This is a genomic window from Rivularia sp. UHCC 0363, assembly GCF_034931125.1.
In the GTDB taxonomy this organism is placed as follows: domain Bacteria; phylum Cyanobacteriota; class Cyanobacteriia; order Cyanobacteriales; family Nostocaceae; genus Rivularia.
In genome coordinates this window covers 83,531-105,114 of record NZ_JAYGHM010000012.1, presented here as the reverse complement: position 1 = coordinate 105,114, position 21,584 = coordinate 83,531, and the positions used below count along the sequence as shown (strand labels likewise).

The 21,584-nt window shown below is 35.0% G+C and carries 16 protein-coding genes; 6 read left to right on the top strand and 10 right to left on the bottom strand.

Features of this window, described 5'->3' with window-relative positions; all coding sequences use genetic code 11:
- Nucleotides 1-152: 152 nt before the first annotated feature.
- Nucleotides 153-1,619, top strand: a complete 1,467-nt coding sequence (locus tag VB797_RS09565) for a GTP-binding protein (protein ID WP_323237438.1) — start codon at nucleotides 153-155, stop codon at nucleotides 1,617-1,619.
- Nucleotides 1,620-1,805: 186 nt separating this feature from the next.
- On the opposite strand, the gene VB797_RS09560 is transcribed toward VB797_RS09565, so the two are convergent.
- Nucleotides 1,806-3,452, bottom strand: coding sequence for a mechanosensitive ion channel (locus VB797_RS09560; RefSeq protein WP_323237437.1), 1,647 nt, complete (start codon nucleotides 3,450-3,452; stop codon nucleotides 1,806-1,808).
- Between the two features lie 350 nt (nucleotides 3,453-3,802).
- On the opposite strand from VB797_RS09560, the gene VB797_RS09555 reads away from it, so the two are divergent.
- Entirely contained in the window at nucleotides 3,803-4,249 is a 447-nt protein-coding gene (locus tag VB797_RS09555) for an SRPBCC family protein (protein WP_323237436.1), read from the top strand.
- A 100-nt stretch (nucleotides 4,250-4,349) separates the two neighbouring features.
- Here VB797_RS09555 and VB797_RS09550 read toward each other — a convergent pair whose 3' ends face one another.
- Nucleotides 4,350-5,171 carry a SirB1 family protein gene (locus VB797_RS09550; protein WP_323237435.1) on the bottom strand — a complete coding sequence of 274 codons (822 nt, stop codon included), beginning with the start codon at nucleotides 5,169-5,171 and terminating at the stop codon, nucleotides 4,350-4,352.
- 228 nt (nucleotides 5,172-5,399) lie between these two features.
- Between VB797_RS09550 and VB797_RS09545 the strand changes: the two genes are divergently transcribed.
- The 4 genes from VB797_RS09545 (at nucleotide 5,400) to VB797_RS09530 (ending at nucleotide 10,326) form a co-directional block, all read left to right on the top strand.
- Nucleotides 5,400-6,965, top strand: coding sequence for a sensor histidine kinase (locus tag VB797_RS09545; protein WP_323237434.1), 1,566 nt, complete (start codon nucleotides 5,400-5,402; stop codon nucleotides 6,963-6,965).
- Between the two features lie 50 nt (nucleotides 6,966-7,015).
- Complete coding sequence (locus VB797_RS09540; protein WP_323237433.1) at nucleotides 7,016-7,684, top strand: response regulator transcription factor; 669 nt, start codon at nucleotides 7,016-7,018, stop codon at nucleotides 7,682-7,684.
- Between the two features lie 648 nt (nucleotides 7,685-8,332).
- A complete protein-coding gene (locus tag VB797_RS09535; RefSeq protein ID WP_323237432.1) occupies nucleotides 8,333-9,214 on the top strand; it encodes a polysaccharide deacetylase family protein in 882 nt (293 codons plus the stop codon).
- A 743-nt stretch (nucleotides 9,215-9,957) separates the two neighbouring features.
- The gene (locus VB797_RS09530) at nucleotides 9,958-10,326 is read left to right on the top strand and encodes a response regulator (protein WP_323237431.1); all 369 of its coding nucleotides are present in this window, start codon (nucleotides 9,958-9,960) and stop codon (nucleotides 10,324-10,326) included.
- On the opposite strand, the gene VB797_RS09525 is transcribed toward VB797_RS09530, so the two are convergent.
- From VB797_RS09525 to VB797_RS09490, 8 genes are all read right to left on the bottom strand, one after another.
- Nucleotides 10,316-11,869, bottom strand: coding sequence for an iron uptake porin (locus VB797_RS09525; protein WP_323237430.1), 1,554 nt, complete (start codon nucleotides 11,867-11,869; stop codon nucleotides 10,316-10,318). The two genes, VB797_RS09530 and VB797_RS09525, sit on opposite strands and share 11 nt — an antisense overlap.
- 139 nt (nucleotides 11,870-12,008) lie before the next feature.
- Complete coding sequence (locus tag VB797_RS09520; protein ID WP_323237429.1) at nucleotides 12,009-13,025, bottom strand: NAD-dependent epimerase; 1,017 nt, start codon at nucleotides 13,023-13,025, stop codon at nucleotides 12,009-12,011.
- 49 nt (nucleotides 13,026-13,074) lie between these two features.
- The gene (locus VB797_RS09515; RefSeq protein ID WP_323237428.1) at nucleotides 13,075-14,220 is read right to left on the bottom strand and encodes a histidine phosphatase family protein; all 1,146 of its coding nucleotides are present in this window, start codon (nucleotides 14,218-14,220) and stop codon (nucleotides 13,075-13,077) included.
- 36 nt (nucleotides 14,221-14,256) lie between these two features.
- A complete protein-coding gene (locus tag VB797_RS09510; protein ID WP_323237427.1) occupies nucleotides 14,257-16,128 on the bottom strand; it encodes an ABC transporter ATP-binding protein in 1,872 nt (623 codons plus the stop codon).
- 204 nt (nucleotides 16,129-16,332) lie between these two features.
- Nucleotides 16,333-17,385 carry a glycosyltransferase family 2 protein gene (locus tag VB797_RS09505; RefSeq protein ID WP_323237457.1) on the bottom strand — a complete coding sequence of 351 codons (1,053 nt, stop codon included), beginning with the start codon at nucleotides 17,383-17,385 and terminating at the stop codon, nucleotides 16,333-16,335.
- 102 nt (nucleotides 17,386-17,487) lie between these two features.
- Nucleotides 17,488-18,699 (bottom strand): glycosyltransferase, encoded by a 1,212-nt coding sequence (locus VB797_RS09500; RefSeq protein WP_323237426.1) that lies wholly within the window; start codon nucleotides 18,697-18,699, stop codon nucleotides 17,488-17,490.
- A gap of 33 nt (nucleotides 18,700-18,732) precedes the next feature.
- Nucleotides 18,733-19,917, bottom strand: a complete 1,185-nt coding sequence (locus VB797_RS09495; protein ID WP_323237425.1) for a glycosyltransferase family protein — start codon at nucleotides 19,915-19,917, stop codon at nucleotides 18,733-18,735.
- A gap of 67 nt (nucleotides 19,918-19,984) precedes the next feature.
- Complete coding sequence (locus tag VB797_RS09490) at nucleotides 19,985-21,226, bottom strand: glycosyltransferase family protein (RefSeq protein WP_323237424.1); 1,242 nt, start codon at nucleotides 21,224-21,226, stop codon at nucleotides 19,985-19,987.
- Nucleotides 21,227-21,584 lie beyond the last annotated feature (358 nt).

Genomic DNA, 21,584 nt, shown 5'->3' with positions numbered 1-21,584 from the left:
GTTAGGAGTTAGGAGTTAGTAATTATCTTCCCAATTACCAATCCCCAATTACCAATGCCCAATTCACACTCAAAAATCATTACGATGGAAGAAGACGTAACAAAATTTATAATTTAAAGTCGGAAATCTAAAATCTAAAATCTAAAATTTATATGACTTTACCTTCACCGGAAGCCCAGAGCAATAATTATTCCAGTACTGAGGAATTAGATCAGGCAATTTTCACTTTTGAAGAGATTCAGGCAGAACTTCACTATAAACAGGCAAAAACGGCGCTGAGCGCGATGGTTGCAAATCTGGACTTGAGTTCTGCGGAAATTCAAGGGCTGGAAATGGAAATCGCCGATCTCGAAAGTATGGTGACGAAGTTGGAAAGCATGACGGTACAAATTGCTGCTTTTGGGATGGTGGGACGGGGTAAGTCTTCTTTACTTAATGCAATGGTTGGACAAGAGGTTTTTGAAACTGGTCCACTACACGGTGTAACTCGCGATGCCCAAAGGGTTAATTGGACTATTAATGAAGAAGTAGTTGGTGAGTCTCAACGGGCTTTACGAGTGACTCTCCCTAGCAGTAGCGGACAATCCCAAGTAGAGTTGATCGATACACCAGGCTTAGATGAAGTTGATGGTGAAACTCGCACTGCATTAGCCGAACAAATTGCTAAACAGGCAGATTTAATCTTGTTCGTGGTTTCTGGGGATATGACGAAGCTCGAACATGAAGCTCTGTCCCAGTTGCGAGATGCACGTAAACCAATTTTATTAGTATTTAATAAAGTAGATCAATATCCTCAAGCTGACCGAATTGCAGTTTACGAGAAAATTCGGAATGAGCGCGTCCGGGAGTTGCTTTCACCTGCGGAAATTGTCACCGCTGCGGCTTCACCTTTGGTGAGAACGTTAGTACGTAATGCTGATGGTTCTAAGAACGTCCAGTTACGTAAAGGTAAACCTCAAGTTGAGGAATTAAAACTGAGAATATTGGAAATTCTGCACCGTGATGGTAAAGATTTAGTTGCTCTTAACACCATGCTTTACGCTGATGACGTGAACGACCAACTAGTGCAGCGTAAACTGAAATTGCGCGAAGCTGCTGCGAATCAGTTGATTTGGAAATCCGCGATCGCCAAAGCTCTGGCTGTGGCTCTTAACCCGGTGACTGTATTAGATATTATCAGTGCTACGGCGATCGATGTGTTCTTAATTTTGGGATTATCCAAGCTTTACGGCATTGCGATGACGGAATCTGGGGCGGTAAAATTGTTACAAAAAATCGCCCTGAGCATGGGCGGCATTAGTGCCAGTGAATTACTCGCAAATTTAGGATTGGGTTCGTTAAAAACTTTACTTGGTATTTCCGCACCAGCTACTGGTGGCGCAACGCTCGGTCCTTATATATCCATTGCACTTACTCAAGCCGGTGTAGCTGGTGTTTCTTCTTACGGTATCGGACAAGTAACTAAGGCATATTTAGCGAATGGAGCGACTTGGGGACCTGATGGACCAAAAGCGGTAATCGGTAAAATTTTGGCAAATCTTGATGAATCTTCAATCCTGAATCGGATCAAAAGTGAGTTACAAGTCAAGTTGAAAAAAAGTGTGAAGTATGAAGGATGAAGGATGAAAATTCTCGATTCACCCGAAGTGGAGGGGAGAGGGAATAGAGAAGGGAAATGGAGAACAGGACATAAAAAGTAGGCAACAGTAAAAGCGAAGATATACTAAAACTTTATCTAGCTAACCTATTGCTCCCAGCCTCTCCCCTATTCCCTTTTGATTTCATGCTTCATACTTCATACTTTTCTAATTTTTGCTCTTAAAAGAGTTTAGCCATTGCTGTACTTGTTGAGCAGCAATATCGCGAGAACCAAGTCCGAAAGAGAGGGCGATCGCCACCGCTACAGCACCCAACAACAGACCAAAAGCTAAATTGACGATATCAGGAGCAACGCCGATTTGCTGCAATGCCATCGCCGAAACTAACACAATAATGGCAATTCTGGCTACTTGACCCAAAATTCTGGCTTGAGCATTACCGGAACTGGTAATAAGGCTGAATGCGAGATTTGCTAAGAATAAACCAACACCAAATACTACCAATCCAGCTAAAATTCGTCCCAAGATAATTACAATACCCGTGATTAGTGCAGTCAAAGCTGGAATATTCAGGATATTGATTGCCGCAACAGCAGCAAAAAGCATAATACCAATAAAGGCAATAATGCCGACGAATTCTGATGGGGTGCGGGATGTTGGTGAAGGTATTTCTCCCTCTGATGTAACTGTTGTTCTTCTCGCAGGTGTGGGTAAACCCAGGATGGAGAAAATATTGTTGAAGCCGATGCTGGTAAGAATGCTGGTGACTAATTCCGAGACAAATCTTCCCAAGAAATAAGCAACAGCCAAAATTGCCGCAGCAGTAAAGATTAAAGGTATAGCATTGAGAACCTGTTGCAGCATTACAATTGCAGGTACCGAAATAGCCTGAATTTGTAACGCATTAAGCGCTGCGATCGCTACAGGAATCAAAATTAAAACGTAGACAATCGTACCCAAAATCGACGATAAGGATTGTCCTGCTGTCGAAGTTTGTGAAAGTCCAAATCGACTTCCTAAATGGTCAATTCCAGTTGTGGCAAGCAGGTTAGTTACGATCCGGCGAATGATATTAGCTGCAAACCAGCCAACTGCGCCGATAATTACCGCTGCTAAGATATTTGGCAGAATTCCTAAAATTTCCGAAACTAAGCCTTCTATCGGTGCAAGAGCTGCTTCCAACTGGAAAGTATTTAGTACCGGAATCAGGAATAGTAAAAAGATGAACCAGTAAAGAGCAGTACCAATCGTCTGAGCAATCGAAAGTTGATTAGTACTAGCAGTAGTTGCATCTTGCTGTGCGTTTAACCGTTCGTCTACGTTTAAAGCGTTGAGGGCATTTACTGCCAAAGTTTTGACGAGAGTCGCGACCACCCAAGCCACTCCTAAAAGGATCCCCGCACCTAGTAATCTAGGCAAGAATTCCCCGATTGTATTGAGAAATCTATTCAGTGGCTCAGAAGCTACCCTTAGCTGTAAGGTATCTAGAACCGCAACTACAGTAATCAGCAGAATAGTCCAAAAAACCAAGCCACCAATGAATTTCTCTACTTGGAGAGAACTATTACCCGTTAATCCAGCAGCAATACGGTTATCGATGTTAGTCCGATTGAGCAGTCCTTGGACTATAGCTTTAGCTATGTAAGCAACCAGCCAGCCAACAAACAGAATCGCAACTGCACCCAGCAAGCGAGGTAATAAGTCAATTACTTGTGCAAAAGCATTCCGGCTATAAGCTTCAAATCCCTCTGCTCCATTTTGAGACAACGAAGGTGATTGTGCCAAAATTGTCCCTATTCTTATTGACAAATCAGCACCCACCACTTGGGTTATATCTTGCCAAGTTGAAATCATAGTTTTCCAGTTTTAAAGTTTGGTTTTATTGCGAAAAACACCTTAGATGATAAGGTAGTGCATTGCCTGAAACAATACCATACCGTGACAACTTCATCGGTGTTTTGCAACCTAATTTACCAGTAAATCTTACAAATAATTTATATCAAGGTTATTTTTTACTTTTTTTATTTTTATTCACTCTTTACCCAAAAGAAAACAAATGGGAATACTTGAAAATTACGCAGCTTGTTGTATTTTTCGATACAGCCAAAAGCATTGTAAAATACTTTGTAGTATTGCTGAAAAGCTTGTTTTATAGTGCTTGTTTTACGTTAATCTGAATGCGGAGATTACATGAAAAACTCAAAATGTCCGACAAAAAAGTTTTTGAGCAATCGGTTGATATTAATGCTACATCCGCAGTAGTAGAACAATGTATCATAGACCGTGTTTTAATGCATCGATGGTTAAATCCCGCTTTGTGCTGTGAACCAATTGGGGATTGGAGTACGGAAGTCGGTAGTAAAAGTAAATTTATTATTCAAATACCAGTAATAAAACCCACATTGATTAGTACAGTTGTGGAAAAGCAACCAGGTTTGGTAGTTTGGGGCTTTGATGGATTTTTTAAAGGACGCGATCGCTGGGAATGTCAACCGATAAACACGGGAACTCGTTTAGTTAATCGTTTTGAATTTGAGATTCCCAACCCTCTAATTAGTTGGGGATTTCAAACCTTTGCCGAAAAGTTCACAAAGGAAGATATGCAAGCACAATTGCGTCGTCTCAAACGGGTAGCAGAAAGTCTTGGGTAGGAAGATCCGGGATGGGGGGATGGGGAGATGGGGGGACAATTACCAATTCGCAATTACCAATTACCAATTCCCAATTCCCAATTCCCAATTCCCAATTGATTTACAAATTTCCCATTTGTGCGAGCAAACGTCTGATGGTAGAAGCGTCTTGAGCGTCGGGGACTTGGAGTAAGTATGCTTGTAAGTCAAGTGAGGCTTGATTGAAGCGTCCAGTTTGATAGGATAGTAAACCGCGATCGCGTATTTCTAATGTCGCATTGGGAAACAATAGTAAAATTCTTTCAACACACAATAAAGCTTTTTCTAATTCCTGCTGTTTGAGATAAATATATTTAAGGTTAGTTAGCATTCTTGCTAAAAATTGCCTGTTCGTAACTGGTGCCAAAAATTCTGGTTTTAACGTTACATTTTGCTGATAAATTTGATTGAGGCGTTCTTGGCAGTCTTGGAGAAACATAATTTCGCCATTGTTAAAAGCATCGACAAAAATTTCAACTTCCGGAATATCTGGACGAATCAAAAAATGTCCCGGCATTCCTATACCTATCATAGGAAAATCGATGCGACGGGCAACTTCGATATAAAGTAATGCTAAAGTAATGGGAATTCCGACTCTACGTTCGATAACATCATTCAAAAAACTATTTCGAGGGTCATAATAATTTTCTTTGTTACCAGTAAAAGCTAAGTCATCATAGAAATATTGATTAATGCATTGAATAATTTTTAAAGGATAATTTTCCAATGGCAAACGTTCTTCTAGTTCAATTGCCATTGCCTCAATCGCGTTAATATATTCTTCTATGTCAAGGTCGAAATACTCTTCTTGAGCAATGTATAAAGCAGCTTTTACTAAGTTAATATGTTCGTCGGGTTGTTGAATCTCATCACGAAAATATTGCCATGCTGAGGATAAATTCATAGGTAGTGTGACCAAAATTCTCATGTTTGTGAAATCTATAAAGATTCCTTATATTCATATTATAAAATTTGCGGAATTGGAGCCATAGAATTCAAACGTAAAAATCTGAATTTATTATGATATTTTATAATGATAATAAAATTTCAAAACGCACACAACTAGCATAAATTACCTACCTTAAGAAAGGTAGACGCTGATTCTCTGTAATCAAATAGCAGTAAAAAATTAATGTCAAGATTTAATATATTCAGTACAAAGTCTGTAAAAAATAATTCTCAGGAGTCAGCTATTTTACTAAGAAAAAAAATCGCTGCTTGGAATAACTGGCGGGGATTTTTGTGGGCGACTCGTACCCGCATCCTATTTTGGTACGTACTAATTATTACGTTTATTTATCTAGTTTCAATTCCGGCGTTTCGTAATCTGTTGTATTCCCGTGTCGATACACGAGTTCGTAGGGAACTGGTGGAAAAGATGGAAATATTTAACCAACTAATTGAAAATGGATCTAACGTCGAACTAAATCAAGCAGAATTAGAGGATTATGGTTGGATAAACGAACCCGATAGTCGTCTGGTAACTCCATCTTCCGAACAAGAATTGAAAGGTTTTTTTAATGCATTTTTAGCTAAACAGCTTCCGGAAGACGATACTTTTTTGCTTACTTTCGTAGATGGAGAGTTTTTTAAATCAAGTCCGAGAGGACGACCAAAAATATTTGATCGAGATTCAGAGTTAATGCGTAACTGGGCAAATTTAGTTAAACCAGAAGAAGGCGAAATAGAAGTGCCTGAGAGTCAAGTTGGTGGTATTATTTACAAGGCTCAACCCGTAAAAATACAGGGTGGAATTGTTGGAGTATTCATAGTAGCTCATACTATCAGGGGTGAGCGTGAAGAAGTAATTGAAGCCGTAGGGGTTGTGATTCAAATTAGTATTTTTGTGATGCTTGCAGCTTTAATATTTTCTTGGGTAGCTTCTGGAAAAGTGCTAGCTCCTTTACGTTCTTTTAGTAAAACTGCTCGTTCAATTAGTGAATCCGATTTAAGTCAGCGCATTCCGATTCAAGGTAAAGATGAACTTGCAGAAGTAGCAATTACTTTCAATGAAATGATGGATAGATTACAAACAACTTTTACTACTCAGCGCAATTTTATTAATGACGCAGGACACGAATTAAGAACCCCGATTACTATTATTCGCGGACATTTGGAATTAATGAGCGAGGATGATCCACAAGAAATCAATGAAACCGTAACTTTGGTAATTGACGAATTAGATCGGATGAGCCGATTTGTAGAAGATTTAATTCTGCTATCAAAAACGGAGCGCCCAGATTTTCTACTGTTAGAAACAGTTAATATTAAAACTTTGACCCAGGAGTTGTTTGCTAAAGCTCAAGTTTTAGGGGAACGTAATTGGTGTTTGGATAAAATTGCCACAGGAATCATTGTTGTAGATCGACAAAGATTGACGCAAGCGATAATGAACCTTGCACAAAATGCTACTCAGCATACAACTAGTAATGACACAATTGCAATTGGTTCTTCCATGACCAAAGGAAAAGTAAAATTTTGGGTACGTGATACAGGAGAGGGAATTCCCGAAGCTGATCAACAACGAATTTTTGAACGCTTTGCTCGTGCTGCTAATAGTCGTCGTCGTTCCGAAGGTGCTGGTTTAGGATTATCTATTGTTAAAGCGATCGCAGAAGCCCATCATGGAGAAATTACATTGCAAAGTCAGCCGGGAAAAGGTGCTTTTTTCGCTATAATTTTACCAGTTAAGAATTAATAATTAGTTATATTTTCTCTGACTATATTTTATAATCTGAAATCTTAATTATGAGTCAGATTCTCATTGCTGAAGACGAATCTCGCATTGCTGCATTTATTGCTAAAGGTTTGCGTGCAAATGGTTTTATCCCTACGATTGCATCGGATGCTAAAGAAACTTTGAATTTGGCAATAGGTAACAATTTTGATTTGCTGATTCTGGATTTAGGACTTCCTGGTAAAGATGGTTTGGAAGTTTTGGAAGAAATACGCGGACAAGGAGAAAATTTAGCCGTAATTATACTGACAGCTCGCGATGATATCAATGATAAAGTTGCAGGTTTAGAAGGTGGTGCTGATGACTATATGACCAAACCATTCCGATTTGAAGAGTTGCTTGCACGGATAAAGTTAAGGTTACGAGATAGTCAAACTTCTCAGAGTCGGGAAGAACATATTCTCTCAGCAGGTAATGTTTTGCTCGATTTACGAACTCGAAAAGCACGAGTATGCGGTGATACGATTGATTTACCAGCCCGTGAGTTTACTTTAGCAGAAACTCTTTTTCGTCATCCTGGGCAGGTTATGAGTAGAGAACAACTTTTAGATAGAGTATGGGGATATGATTATGACCCCGGTTCAAATATTGTAGATGTTTATATTGGTTATTTGCGTAAGAAATTGGGTAATGAGCTAATTGAAACCGTTAGGGGTATGGGTTATCGCTTGCGAAGATAATATTTTATTTTAATCTAGACGCAGTTTCAACCGCCGGATAAATTATTCTAAAAACCCGACTTATAATATTTGGAATTATTATTTCATGAGATTTTAAAATTATTTTAATCTCTTTTATTCTAAAAGTATTTATTATTATTGCCTTTTTGATAAACTGGTATTACTATCGTAATAGCAGGTGATAATTAGCCTGTGATTATGACTAAATTTTATCTATGAAATCTAACTGATATTCAGAGTAATATTCATTGACGAGAGAATTTATCTACTCGTTTTATAATCGATCAGCGATATTTGTTCGGATAAGTAACAAATTATCTTGTAGTAATTAGAAATTAAATAGCTAGGGATTCTTACTTTGATTCTACAGTGACTTTACTATTGTTTCAAGGTAGACAGTTAGTAAAAACTAATAGAGTCTAAGCGAGAAGTAAGATTAATTAATTTCACCTGTTCAGCTTTATTCGGGAAGGTAAAACTGCCGTATAAGCGAAGGAATAATATTGATTTTAGGGCAAGCTATTAATAATTTACAAAATAAAATTATCCAGTAGACGGCTTAAGAATAAAGCTTCATATTGGGCTAAATACTTATGTTTGCAGACTAAAAGCATCTAAACAAAATTATATTTTTGAGAGAAATATCAAGTGGAAAGCAGAAAAATATTTGTTCTACCGCATAAGTTGTTAATTGCTTTACTTCTTTTTACTATTACCTTATGCTTGAGTCTTGTAATACCGAAAAAGTTGAATTTATCTCAAATTATCGGTATAAATAAACCCGAAATCGAAATAATAAATTCTCAAGCAGACAATCAACAGCGAGTTGCAGAATTTCAAATTGCAATGGAAGCAAGCTTGAATCAACAGTTAAAGCAAAAAAGCTTACTTTCTGCTGCACCAAAAAGCTTTGATGGAAAGATAATTTATGAAATCAAACCTGCTGGAAATAAAAAAATTATTGCTTTAACTTTTGATGATGGACCATGGAAAAATAGTACTAGACAAACATTAGATATATTGAAAAAAAATAATATTAAAGCAACGTTTTTTGTAGTCGGACAAGCACTTAAAAATAATCCTCAATTAGGAAAGCAAATTATTACTGAAGGTCATGCAATAGCCAACCATACTTGGCATCATTGGTATCATTTTATGAATCCCCAAGCTGCTGCTTTTGAAATTGATAAAACAACAGAATTAATTTATCAAGTTACAGGTGTCAAAACAAATTTATTCCGTCCACCGGGAGGACATTTAAGTAATGGCTTGGTTTCTCACGCTAGAAATCAAAAATATGCTACTTTGATGTGGTCTGCGGATTCGAGAGACTTCCAGCAACCCGCACCAGCTACACTCGTAAATAATGTGATAAAAAACGCCGGTCCTGGTGGCATTATATTACTACATGATGGTGGTGGCGATCGCACTCGCACAATCCAAGCTTTACCTCAGATAATTGCTAAACTTAAGCAGCAGGGTTATAGCTTTGTAACTATCCCCGAACTGCTCGAAATGGAAGCAAAATAGCTGTTATTGAGTGATTAAAGTCATATATTCAAAACTAAACTAGAATATGGCTATTTTTAGAATTTTTTATCTAGAAATTTAAAATGAAATTTTAAATATCTGATTCTATGAAGACCCCCTACAGGGGATATTATTTTTATGACTTATGACTGATAATATAATTACTATAGAAATCCTACTTGAATCTTGCTAGGTATACTGAGAATCAAACCTTTGTACAGTAAGCTTTGAGCTAAATTATTTTTTCAAAAATAAAATAATAGTCCTATGTAGATGATAATTTTCTCATAAAAAATTAATGTTTTTTCACATTTACAACGTTATTATAATGATTATGATTAAAAAATAGGTTATTTTTTGAGATAAAAGCTCAAGCTGTTATTAAATATCAATAGTCTATAAAAATTGAAATATAACAATATCTTACAGAATTTGATTAGCTTAAATATTCTGATTTGTATATTATTATAATTAGGGCTTGCTGAATAGAATTGATAAGCCTTCTAGGTAAGGTTTTCAAGCATTTTGAATCAAAATAAGTGCAAGCTTATAGGAGCTACAGGCTCATAACCCTTGCACTTCTACGAGAAATTTTTAGGGAAGTTTAGTATTCAAGCCGCTAAACCCGCTATTTTGCTTGCTATATGGACTCTATTTTAAATTTGGAGGCTTTTTCAGCAAGCCCTAATTAATCTTTAATGATAAATATTATTTTTTATTTTGTAGGATATCAGGGATACGAAATGACCCATATATTAATTGTTGAAGATGAAACTCGTCTTGCAGCTTTTGTAGAAAAAGGATTACGAAAAAATGGTTACATTACTGTTATAGCTGAAAACGGAAAAGAAGCAATTGAGATTGCTTTAAACAAACAATTTGATTTGATAGTATTAGATTTAGGACTACCAATTAAAGACGGTTTTATGGTTTTACAAGAATTACGTAGCAAAGGGAAAAAGCTACCAGTTATTGTTGTTACTGCTCGTAGTGATGAGCAAGATAAACTGAAAGCTATCGCTTGTGGAGCAAATGATTATATTACTAAACCGTTTCGCTTTCAAGATTTACTTACCAGTGTAAAGGAAAATTTAGTTTTAATTAAAAGTTAACAGTTGTTCGTAACGTACCAAGATAAATAGTATCGTTATCACTGTTATGTTCTGGGTTCGTAATGATGACAATACCAGGAGTGACTGTCATATTATCATTAATTTGAAAACGATAAAAGGCTTCTAAATGTAAAGAAGTATCTCTATCTATATATTTTTCATTATCTAATTGATATTGATTATTTATAACTTTAGGTGGTTGTCCAATGATAATTCCACCTAGATTACCTTTATCACCTAAATCTGGAAATGCTAAAGTCAAAGCCCAGTTAAAAATATTTGCAGTAGGTTTATTTGGTAAATCGTTTGCTTGAGCGTCAGTATAACCAACCCAGCTTCCCAAGAAAATCTTTTTATTCAGAGCGACTGAACCTTGTAAACCGAAAGAATCGGCATTTATAGATTCACTATTATCATCAAACGGGTCATTAGCGCGATTGCTGCCAGTATTAGTATCGATGTTATTGTAAGAATGGATATAGTTTAGACCAAGTAAAAACGTTTTATTTGGTTTAAAAGTTAGTTGTGCGATCGCAGCATAGTCTGACTTATTTAAACCAGTTTTGGGTTGATCAGCATCATCAGCAACGTATCCCAAACCAAGTTCTAAACTATCACTTATTTCATATTCAAAACCGATTCCAGCACCTCCTCCTTGACGGTAGATAGGATTACGCTGTGCAAAACGAGAAACAGCACCATCATCATTAGCATCCAAATAAGGATTAATAGTATCAGCAAAATCATCGATTTCTAACCCTGTTGAACCGATATGAACTCTAGTTCTTTTTCCTACAGGAAAGCGATATGCAAAATCACCTAACTCAAATTTATTTTCATCATCACCTTCAGAACTTAAACGTGCCATATTGGTTCCTGTCGCTGAGTCAAGTGGCTGAATATTACTGGTTTTTAAAGAAGTTTTCAATCTATCTTTACCAGTGAAGGTAGTATTTAACTGTAATTTAACGCGACTACTCAAAGTTATATTACTATCAATTCTTTCATCATCATCAGCCTGATTTCCTTCTCCTACACCACTGAGCGCAAATATAACTTCTCCTCTCAGTTTACTTGTTGTAGAGAATTGGGGAAAGGTCTGTTTCTCTAATTTATTTATTCTTTTGTTGATAATATTTAATTCAGACGTAAACTCATTTTGTAATTTACTTAAATATTTTAATTCTTCCTGATTGATTGAGTTAGTATTATTGATATTTGTATTTGTAGTTTGTGAATTATTAATATATTGAATAACTTCATTTAATAGCAGAGCAAATTCATAACGTGTAATTACACCCTGACGCTGTAAATTGGCTAAAGGATATTTCGTATCAATGTTATAACGTTGAATAAAATCTTGTAAAACTTGAAAATTCCATTCTTCAGATTCAACCTCAGATAATTCAGAAACGCTGGGAATTTCGGTCATATCTTTGTGTATATTTTGTATTTCTTGAGCTTGTACTTCTGATGATAAAACCAAAGAAGTTACAAAAAGTTGTAAAGTAAACGCAGAAAATTTTTTGAATAAATATGACATTCTATGTTTTAAAATAGATGGAACTTTCGTTTTCTCATGATGCGATATACCTTATATTATTGTAGATAAATTATTAATTAAACATTATAAAGTAGAGATAATTTTTCTCACTAAATTATCCTCAGAGAATATAATCGATTTATTCGGTAATTTGAAAAACTGTCTGAGTTTCAGATTTATAAAAATCTTTATACCAGCGCACAAAATGTTCAATTCCTTGCTCAATATTAGTAGTCGGTTTAAACCCGACATCACGCATTAAGTCATCAACATCTGCATAAGTACGGGGAACATCTCCTAGTTGCATCGGTAAAAAATTCTTGATAGCTTCTTTACCCATAGCGTTTTCAATTACTTCAATAAAAGTTAATAACTCTACAGGTTGATTATTCCCAATATTATAAATTTTATAGCGAGCATTATTATTCTCATTAGTAAGCTGTGGTTTTGGAGGCTGATGCATTACTCTGACAACACCTTCAATTACATCATCAATATAAGTAAAATCTCGCTGCATTTTTCCATAATTAAATATATTAATTGGCTGATTTTCCTCTATTGCTCGAACAAATTTAAAATAAGCCATATCAGGTCTACCCCAAGCACCGTATACTGTAAAAAAGCGTAATCCAGTGATAGGTAAACTGTATAAATGGCTGTAGGAATGTGCCATCAATTCATTGGCTTTTTTAGTAGCTGCATACAGAGAAACGGGATTATCTACATTATCACTAACTGAAAAGGGAATTTTGGTATTTGTACCATAAACCGAACTAGATGAAGCGAAAACAAAATGTTGTGGTTGGGTATGACGACAAGCTTCGAGAAGATTGGCAAAACCAACTAAATTACTATCAATATAAGCAAAGGGGTTTTCTAGAGAATAACGTACCCCTGCTTGAGCTGCAAGATTAACTACACAATCAAAATTTTCCTGTTGAAATAGTTGTAATATTCCTTGACGATTATTTAAATCTAACAGTTGAAATTGAAAATTACTATTTGGTGTTAATTGCGCTAAACGTGCTTTTTTTAAATTAACATCATAATAATCATTAAGGTTATCAATACCATAAATTTGTTCGCCATCTAAAAGTAATCTTTGTGCTAAATGATATCCAATAAAACCCGCAACTCCTGTGATTAACACTTTCATAATTTTTATCCAAATATTTGTATTTAATAGCTCTAAGTCTGATGCAAATTTATAAAATCTCAGTAATATTCATCGCTTGCAGTACTGGTTTACTCTGACAGTTGGGATAAAAAAGAACACTTAGTTCTCCGGAATTTATTTGTAGGGATGTTGCTGAGTTTAACCCCAGAGCTTGACTTAACAGACTAGAAATCATGTTTGTATTCGCTATGACCAAACCAGTATTGAGCTCATTACATTTTAACGAACGTTTGGATATTTGTTGATGCCAAATATCGAGAAAATCTACTCGCGAAACTTGTAATATAAATGGAGGATTTGACTGATTGATAATTGATTCTATAATTAATTGAGTATCATAAATATCATGAGTAAAACAAAAATTTAATTCAACCTGTTTGAGAAAACTACGTAATTTTCCCAGATTACAATTTGCTTGGTTATTTGATAAATTAACAGGCAATAATAATAATCTCAAACCATGTTTACCATTTTTTAACTTTGGTAAAACCTCATCTAAATGCTGCGTTAAATTAATAGCAGTAATTCTAGCGTTTGATGAAAATGTATTTTGAAAATCGATAATGCTAATTCCGCTATTTGATTGTTGAATAGCATGATAATTATGAGCTTGAATTTGAGTTGCAGTACTGATTAAAGCGCGAATTGTACCACCATGACTTACGACTAAAACTGTTTTTCCTTGATGTCGTGGTAATATTTCTTGCCAAAAACTTTTAGCTTGTTCATAAAGCTGTAAAACAGGCTTAGTTTTAGTTTTAATTAATGTTTGTCCGCTAATTTCGGTTTTTTCTATAGTAAACTCATGAGGACTTTTTTCCCAAGTTTTATATTCTTCTTTTAATTCTTGACGAACATATTTATACTCTAAACCTTGCCATCCAGGTAAATCAACTTCTTTTAGATTTGAATTTAGATGTAATTGTACGGAAGAATTAGTAACCCTCAAAATTTCTTTTGCAGTTTCCTGAGTTCGTTTCAATGGACTAGCATAAATAGCATCAAAATTAATTTTACTTAATGCTATTCCCGTTTGAAAAGCTTGCTGTTTTCCTTGTTCTGTAAGTACAGATTCATCACAACAACCTTGATAACGTTGTTGCTCATTATATGTACTTCGTCCGTGACGTACAAGTATTACACGAGTTTGGTTAAAAGATTTATTTTGATGCATAATTTTTAAAGGTTAAAGTAAAAAAACTCCTAACTCCTAACTCCTCACTTCTAACTCCGTATTCCCATTACCCACAGCAGATTGTAAAGCATACATTGCAGCATACCTTCCACTTAAACGTATTAGTTGATTATGAGTTCCTTGCTCTAAAATTTTTCCACCTTCAATGTAGAAAATTACATCTACATCTTGAATCGCTTTGAGATTATGAGAAATCGTAATAGTTGTTTTTTCTTGAGTTAATCTATCCAAAGCTTCATTAACTAAATATTCGCTTTCTTGGTCTAAACCAGTAGTCGGTTCATCTAAAATTACTATAGGTGCGTTACGTACCGCAGCACGAGCGATCGCAATTCTTTGTCTTTGTCCCCCCGAAAGTGTACATCCTCTTTCTCCTAGTACGGTATCATAACCTTCGGGTAATTCCGTGATAAAGTTGTGGGCATTTGCTAAACGTGCTGCTCGTTCGATGTCTTCGTCAGTGGCAGCTAAATAACCGTAAGCAATGTTATCTCTAACACTAGCAGCGAATAAAATACTATCTTGCAAAACTATACTCACTTGCCGACGGTAGGATTGTAATTTATATTCTCTCAAACTATGACCATCTACGTATATTTCTCCTGTCGTAGGGTCGTAAAGTCGAAGTAATAAATTTGTCAAAGTTGATTTACCACCGCCGGAAGCACCTACTAAAGCAACACGCTGACTGGGTAAAACTTGAAAATTGATGTGTTTAAGTATCTTATTTTCTGGTTCGTAACCAAAACTTACATTATGAAATTCTATACATCCTCTTAATGGTGGTGCATCAATTGCAAAACGGCTATCACGAATATTGGGAACCCTGTCCAAAATATCTAATATACGTTCTCCAGAAGCTGTAGCCTTAGTAATTTGTCCCACATACTTTGCTAAAACGCGCATTGGTTTAAAAGCGATGCGGAAGTAGTTAACAAATATCAGTAAATCTCCGGGGCTAATATGATTTTCTAATACTAAATATACACCCCGCCATAAAACAAAAGCCGTAGCGAACCCGACTAAAAGCTCTACCAATCTTTCTAAACCAGCAGAGAGTTTTCGGATTTTGACAGTAGCTTGTAAACTTCTGCGGTTTTCGTCAGCGAAGGATTCTTCTAGCATTTCTTGTAAAGAAAGTGCTTGTACTACCTTAATTGCGCTGAGGGATTCCGCAGCTACCGCAGCAAGGTTTCCTTCACGTTTGCGATGAGATTTGACTACACCCCGAATGCGTTGCGTGAAACGGTAAGTAGAGTAAATAAATAAAGGAAATAAAATAACTGCAATTAAAGCTAATTCCCAATGCAACCAAAACATGATAAAAATCATACCTATGATAGTTAAGGAATTGGCAGCTAAAGGAAGTAGTGCCATTACCGTAACTTCCCGGATTTTGTCTATATCAGAAGTTATACGGGTAATCAAGTCACCAGTTTTGGCTTTATTGTGAAAAGAAAGCGAAAGGCTTTGAATATGGATGTAAAGTTCGGTACGAACTTCAGTCAGTACGTTACTAGCAGCAAGTGCCATTCCATACACACTAAAGTAAGCTGCACAAGCGCGTAGAGCTACAATAGCGATTAGAGAAAGTGAAAAAATTGTTACCAATGTAACAGGAGTAAATCCTGATAATAAAGGTAACTCGGAAATTTTATCTTTAAAATCTGGAACTAAGATATAGTCAAAGATTAATTTTAAAGGCCAAGGTTCAAGCAAGTGTAAAGCAATTTCAGCCATTAGTCCTAAAAAGGACATAATTAGCAAGTTTTTTTCTTTCTTGATTTGAGGTGCAAATCGCCGTAAAATCTGACTGATTCCAGGTAAAGCTTGTTTGATATTCTTGGGTTTATCGGGTTTGCTTTTTTGAGAATCTTGACTAACCATTTTTTAATTGTTTAAAGGAGTAGGGAATAGGAAGCTTGTACTGAGTGAAGTCGAATTCTAGAGAGTAAAAAAAGAGATATTAAAAATTTATTTTGCGATTAATTTTATAGTATTCGATTGCATCGATTCCGAAGGGTTGTAGAGACGTTATATGCAACGTCTCCTACAAGTTTTTACATAAAACGGACGGCTCAGATTTTAGAATTAATTAGTTACTAATTCTCGGTTTTTTTCGATAGCTTGAGGTGATGATAATTTTTGCTTTTGAGGAAGATTTTTCTCGTAATTATCAGTAATCCACTTATTAATTTTATGTTCAATAGAAATTGCCCATTTTTGTAACCATAAAGGATTCCAACCAAAAGTCAAGAAACTTAAAAAAGGTTTTAAGAAACCGTTATGACGACGATAACCCATCCGGTTATAGCGTTTTTCAAAATATTTATCTTTGGTAGGTAAATTCCATTTATCAGCAAAATGTTCTAAACTTGCAATTTCCCAAGCATCACTCCAACGCAACATAAAGAAAGATAATTCTGGAATTTCCCATTTCAAATCTGGTACGTAGGTAACAACAGAAGTCGGTTCGCAATAAATACTTCCACCAGCATGATTCACAGTCATGCAAAAATCAATATGTTCGCGAGTACTGAGAAAGCCTTCATCTAACAACCCAATTTGATCGAATATTTGAGTGCGAACTAACATACAATGAAATTCCGCAAATTCACATTTTTTACGATGTAATTCTTCTTTTACATCTGCAACTTTTCGATTAACAAAGTAGTGTACTTCATGAACTTTGCGCTTAGTTTTACCTTTATTAGTTATCTTTTCTTCAATCCGAGCTTCACCACCAGCTAAATGAATCTTCTCTCCAATATTCTTACCAATGCAAGTAAGTGGACAAACTACAGTAGCTTCGGTTTCTTCGGCACATTCTAATAAAGTTTTTAACCAACCCCGACTAACCAACACATCATTATCAACAAACAATAAATATTCTGTATCAACATGAGGTATTGCTAAATTGCGGGCTTGATTTGGTGCTAAATAATAATCCGTGCGAATTAATTGAAATCCTTTTTCTTGGGATTTTTCTTGAAGATATTTTTTGATTTGATTAGGAGAATTACCGTCTACATAAATTAGTTGAAAAGGTACAGTAGTATTTTCGTAAATACTTTCTAATGATTCGCGGCTAAAACTAAAACGTTCGCGAGGAGATACAACGATAGTTACTTTTGGTTGGTGCATCATAGTTAATTACTCCAAATTATCATTTATTTTTGATTTTTATTACTGGTAAAAGTTGTTTTTTTATGTAGTAAGTAGATGCAATAAAAAAAGATATCGTAATCAAACAACTTTCAATTCAGGAATTCGTACAAGATTAGAACTGTCTAATAATTCTTGATAAATACTCAACCAATTATTTAATTCTACTTGTGGTGCTAACTGTGTTTGTGCTTTGATTTTTGCGGCTTTTCCAAACTGCGATCGCAATTCGGATTTATCTGCCAAATATCGTAATGCTGCTGCTAATTCTGCTGAATTTGCCGGATTAACTAATAATCCACTGACACCATCTTCAATAATTTCCCCGATTGCATCAGCATTACTCCCAACAATTGCACAACCTGCTGACATTGCTTCTAATAATGCATTCGGACAACCATCAGTCAAAGAAGGGATAGCAAAAATATCCAAATGAGGTAAATACGCTAAAGTTTCTTGACGGGTATTCATTCCAGTTATCTGCAATCGAGAACCTAAGTCGTAATTTTTTAATTCTTGTTCCCAATAGCTTTTTTCTTTTGCAATAAAATCCCCAATTAGTAGCAAAGTTATTTCTACTTCTTTGCTTAATTTGCTGCAAGCCTCTAAGAGATATTCAATTCCTTTTTTACCACGAAATCTTCCTGTTGTACCAATTATTAAACCAGGTAATCCATTCATTTTTTCTGGCTTTGATAAATTTTCAAAATCAATTGGTGTAATTGAATTCCAAAAAGCACAAGACTTTATTTTACTATTAGGAGAAATTAAACCCGCTCTTTTTTGCAAAGTACGACTTACAAAAGTAGTCCAATCCGAATTATCTAAAACCCATGAAATAGGACCATGATTTTTGGGACTAAAAATATGTTTGTGTAAGTCAGCACCGCGCACGCTATTAATTACTGGTACATCATTTTCCTTTGCTAAAAGTGTTGTTACATAACCTGTTTCGATTAAGAAAAAAGCATGAAACAAATCATATTGATATTTTTGATACAACAATTTTAGCTGAAAATAAATATCACTTAAATAGCCACTTAACTCTGTGATATCAGAACTAATTGATGACTGAATGCGATGTACAAAAATCCTATCTTGTACAGTTGTTTCATAACCTGCTCGTCTATAAGTTTCATCAACACTACTTCTTTGACTGGAACGAAAAACAGCAATGTGAACTTCATAACCGCTGTTGTCAAGCATTTTAGCAATGCGATGTACAGATTCACCAACACCACCAATATCAGGTGGATATTCGATTGTTGTGATGCAAATTTTAGTTTTATTCATGATTTGTTGGATTAATTGATATAAGTAAGATGATTAAGCTACTTTCTGCTTAAAAACTAGATTGCTTATTAATGCTGCGGTATTTTCTACACCATTCGCATCAAATTTGATTGTGTTCGGTTCTGTTGCTAAATAATCAATGACTTGTTTTGCAAAAATTTCAGGTTGTAAATCTGACTCGTCAAGCATTTTTACAACACCTAAATTATCTAATTTACTAGCTCTAATTCTTTGCTCTTGGTCGTCATTACCTTTAAATGGTAAAATCATTGCTCTCACTCCTGTAGTCATCACATTCAAAGTAGTGTTATAGCCTGACATACTTATTGATAGGTCAGCTTTTTGCATATAACTTAATAAGTTACGAGTGTAGCGATTAACCCTGATATTACTCTTATTCTCAGTCAAACTTTGCCATTCTTGTATTTTTTCTTGCGGTGCAAATGGCCCAGTAAAAATTTGAATTTGATGTGGTATTTTTTCTTCAAAAATATCAGCACTTGCAACTATACAATCAATCAATTCATGACCAAATCTTCCACCACCAATACTAACTAAAACTAATGGTCGTTCTGAATCAATTATATCTTTATCTTCTTTGGTTAATTCCGGATTTACTTGAGGCTTCTGAACCACATAACCAGTATATTTAGTTTCACACTCAATATCATTTATCCGCTCAAAACTTTCATCTAAAGGTACAAAATTTTGGTCTCCATGAATCAATAACATATCAAAATATTGATTCATCAATCGACAAACTTTTTCTTCATATTTTTCTTGATTTGTTTTTGTAACAACAATATCGCGTAAACTAGAAACGATTTTAACTGGCTTCTCGCTAGCACGCAATTTTTCTAACAAAGGAATTAATTCAAAAGAAAACTTTCCTCTTCCAAATGGAAACAATTCAATCATCAATACATCAGGTTGAAATTCATCGGCAATTTTTAAAAGTTTATTCTTTCTAAATTCTTGAACTTCAGCCAAAGATAAAGAAGTATCCACAACTTCTAACTGTTTAAATTCCGAATCAGTTTTAATCGCGGGTAAATTTACTACCTCAATTCCTGATGGAAATTCAAATTCTTGAATTACTTGTCCACCATTGATAAAGCATACTTGAAAGTCTTGCATCAAACCGCGAACAATTTCCATGCTACGGACTAAATGTCCCATACCTAAAATATGCTGACAATAAAACAAGAGTTTCTTCATATGGATTGATTCCTAGAATAGATTTTAACTAATCGTGAATAATCACCACAGACACATTAAAAAATGTTCAACTAGCTAATAATTGCTGAAATTGGTTTGGCTGGGGATAAATCAATTCTGGTTGAGCTTCAGTAATCTTATCTGTTAACAAATTTCTAATGTGACGAGCAATTCTTGGTAAACCTTCTAAATCTATATTTTTTAGCTGTTTAGGGTTTTCCAATACTTGAAATAATTGTGTCATCAAAACTTGTGGAGTTAAATCCTTGGGATGTATGCTTTTCAACAAACCCAAATCCCGCATTCTTTCCGCTCGTACTAATTGTTCTTCGGAAGGTTTGATTCTGGGTACGATTACCGCAGGTTTAGCCGCTGAGAGAATTTCACAAATGGTGTTGTAACCTCCCATAGATACCACTGCATCTGCTGCTGAGATATAACTCATCAAGTTATTGGTAAACTCTCTCATTTCTACTTGAGGAAATTTAGTTGCGAGTTTATATAGTTCTTGCTTTTGTTCTTTAGGCATTTCCGGACCGCAAAACACTAAATTTTTGATAGAATATTGACTATTTTTTAATAATTCTTGTCCTTGAAGATATGTATTAACTAATTGATAACCATCTTCTCCACCACCGGGAGTAACTAATACTAATTTTTGTTTCGGTGTTAACTGTAATTCTTGACGAATAATTTTACTTGTTTTACATCCGTGAGGACGACGAATATAACCGCAAAAACGCACTTTTTCAACTATTGTTGCTGGAAGTTTATACTCTTGACACAAATCAAATACCTCTTCCAAGCCAACGACTAAAAGAAGTTGGTAAAATTTATCAATAGTTTGATGATATTGATGTTTTACCCACTCATTAATAGTTTTTTCTGGTGCATCTAAAATATCTCTCAAAAGTAGAACTAGTTTAGTTTTTGGTAAATGTTTGTGTAAATAATTAACAGTATTCTTTAACTCATTTTTGATTCCTAATGGTTTTTTATCTACTAAAAACACATCTGGCTTAAAATTTATTGCCGCTGATAAAATTAATTGCGACCGTAATTTTATTGTTTCATCTATACCCATTTCCAAGAATTTTACTGCAACTTCACCCGTGTTTCCCCGATTCAAACAAGGCAATTTAATATAATCTAGCCGTTTTGGCAAACGAAATCCTTGAAGCATTGGAGAACCAGACAGCAATAAAATTGATAGTTGCGGAATTTCGTTGACCAAGTGTTCGCAAATCGCTAACATTCTCCGAATGTTACCTAGACCAAATGCATCGTGAGAATATACCATTAATCTCATAATTTTTATTCCTAAAATTCACTTTGAATTAGGTACTTAACTGTATTCAACAAGTGCTAATAATTAACGTGATATATTCCATTTACAATACACAAATATTTATTCATTACAGTATTTTTTCTGTAGTATCCTCGCGTTTTGTTTGCTATATATATACAATCAACCTTACTGATGAAGTATCTGTGAAAGTTACATGAGAAAGTTCTCACAAAATTAATCTTTAATCATCAAGATTATGTAAGAATACTTACAAGTTATAATCAATGCAAGCGTGCTGAGACCAGTAACTTTAAAATATCTGAATTAAAGTTAGCTACAATACAAAAATATTATGTGACAAAATAATTATTAAGAGTTT

Coding starts and splice junctions, on each gene's coding strand:
- VB797_RS09565 (WP_323237438.1), top strand. CDS start 153: ATGACTTTACCTTCACCGGAAGCCCAGAGCAATAATTATTCCAGTACT.
- VB797_RS09560 (WP_323237437.1), bottom strand. CDS start 3,452: ATGATTTCAACTTGGCAAGATATAACCCAAGTGGTGGGTGCTGATTTG.
- VB797_RS09555 (WP_323237436.1), top strand. CDS start 3,803: ATGTCCGACAAAAAAGTTTTTGAGCAATCGGTTGATATTAATGCTACA.
- VB797_RS09550 (WP_323237435.1), bottom strand. CDS start 5,171: ATGAATTTATCCTCAGCATGGCAATATTTTCGTGATGAGATTCAACAA.
- VB797_RS09545 (WP_323237434.1), top strand. CDS start 5,400: ATGTCAAGATTTAATATATTCAGTACAAAGTCTGTAAAAAATAATTCT.
- VB797_RS09540 (WP_323237433.1), top strand. CDS start 7,016: ATGAGTCAGATTCTCATTGCTGAAGACGAATCTCGCATTGCTGCATTT.
- VB797_RS09530 (WP_323237431.1), top strand. CDS start 9,958: ATGACCCATATATTAATTGTTGAAGATGAAACTCGTCTTGCAGCTTTT.
- VB797_RS09525 (WP_323237430.1), bottom strand. CDS start 11,869: ATGTCATATTTATTCAAAAAATTTTCTGCGTTTACTTTACAACTTTTT.
- VB797_RS09520 (WP_323237429.1), bottom strand. CDS start 13,025: ATGAAAGTGTTAATCACAGGAGTTGCGGGTTTTATTGGATATCATTTA.
- VB797_RS09515 (WP_323237428.1), bottom strand. CDS start 14,220: ATGCATCAAAATAAATCTTTTAACCAAACTCGTGTAATACTTGTACGT.
- VB797_RS09510 (WP_323237427.1), bottom strand. CDS start 16,128: ATGGTTAGTCAAGATTCTCAAAAAAGCAAACCCGATAAACCCAAGAAT.
- VB797_RS09505 (WP_323237457.1), bottom strand. CDS start 17,385: ATGCACCAACCAAAAGTAACTATCGTTGTATCTCCTCGCGAACGTTTT.
- VB797_RS09500 (WP_323237426.1), bottom strand. CDS start 18,699: ATGAATAAAACTAAAATTTGCATCACAACAATCGAATATCCACCTGAT.
- VB797_RS09495 (WP_323237425.1), bottom strand. CDS start 19,917: ATGAAGAAACTCTTGTTTTATTGTCAGCATATTTTAGGTATGGGACAT.
- VB797_RS09490 (WP_323237424.1), bottom strand. CDS start 21,226: ATGAGATTAATGGTATATTCTCACGATGCATTTGGTCTAGGTAACATT.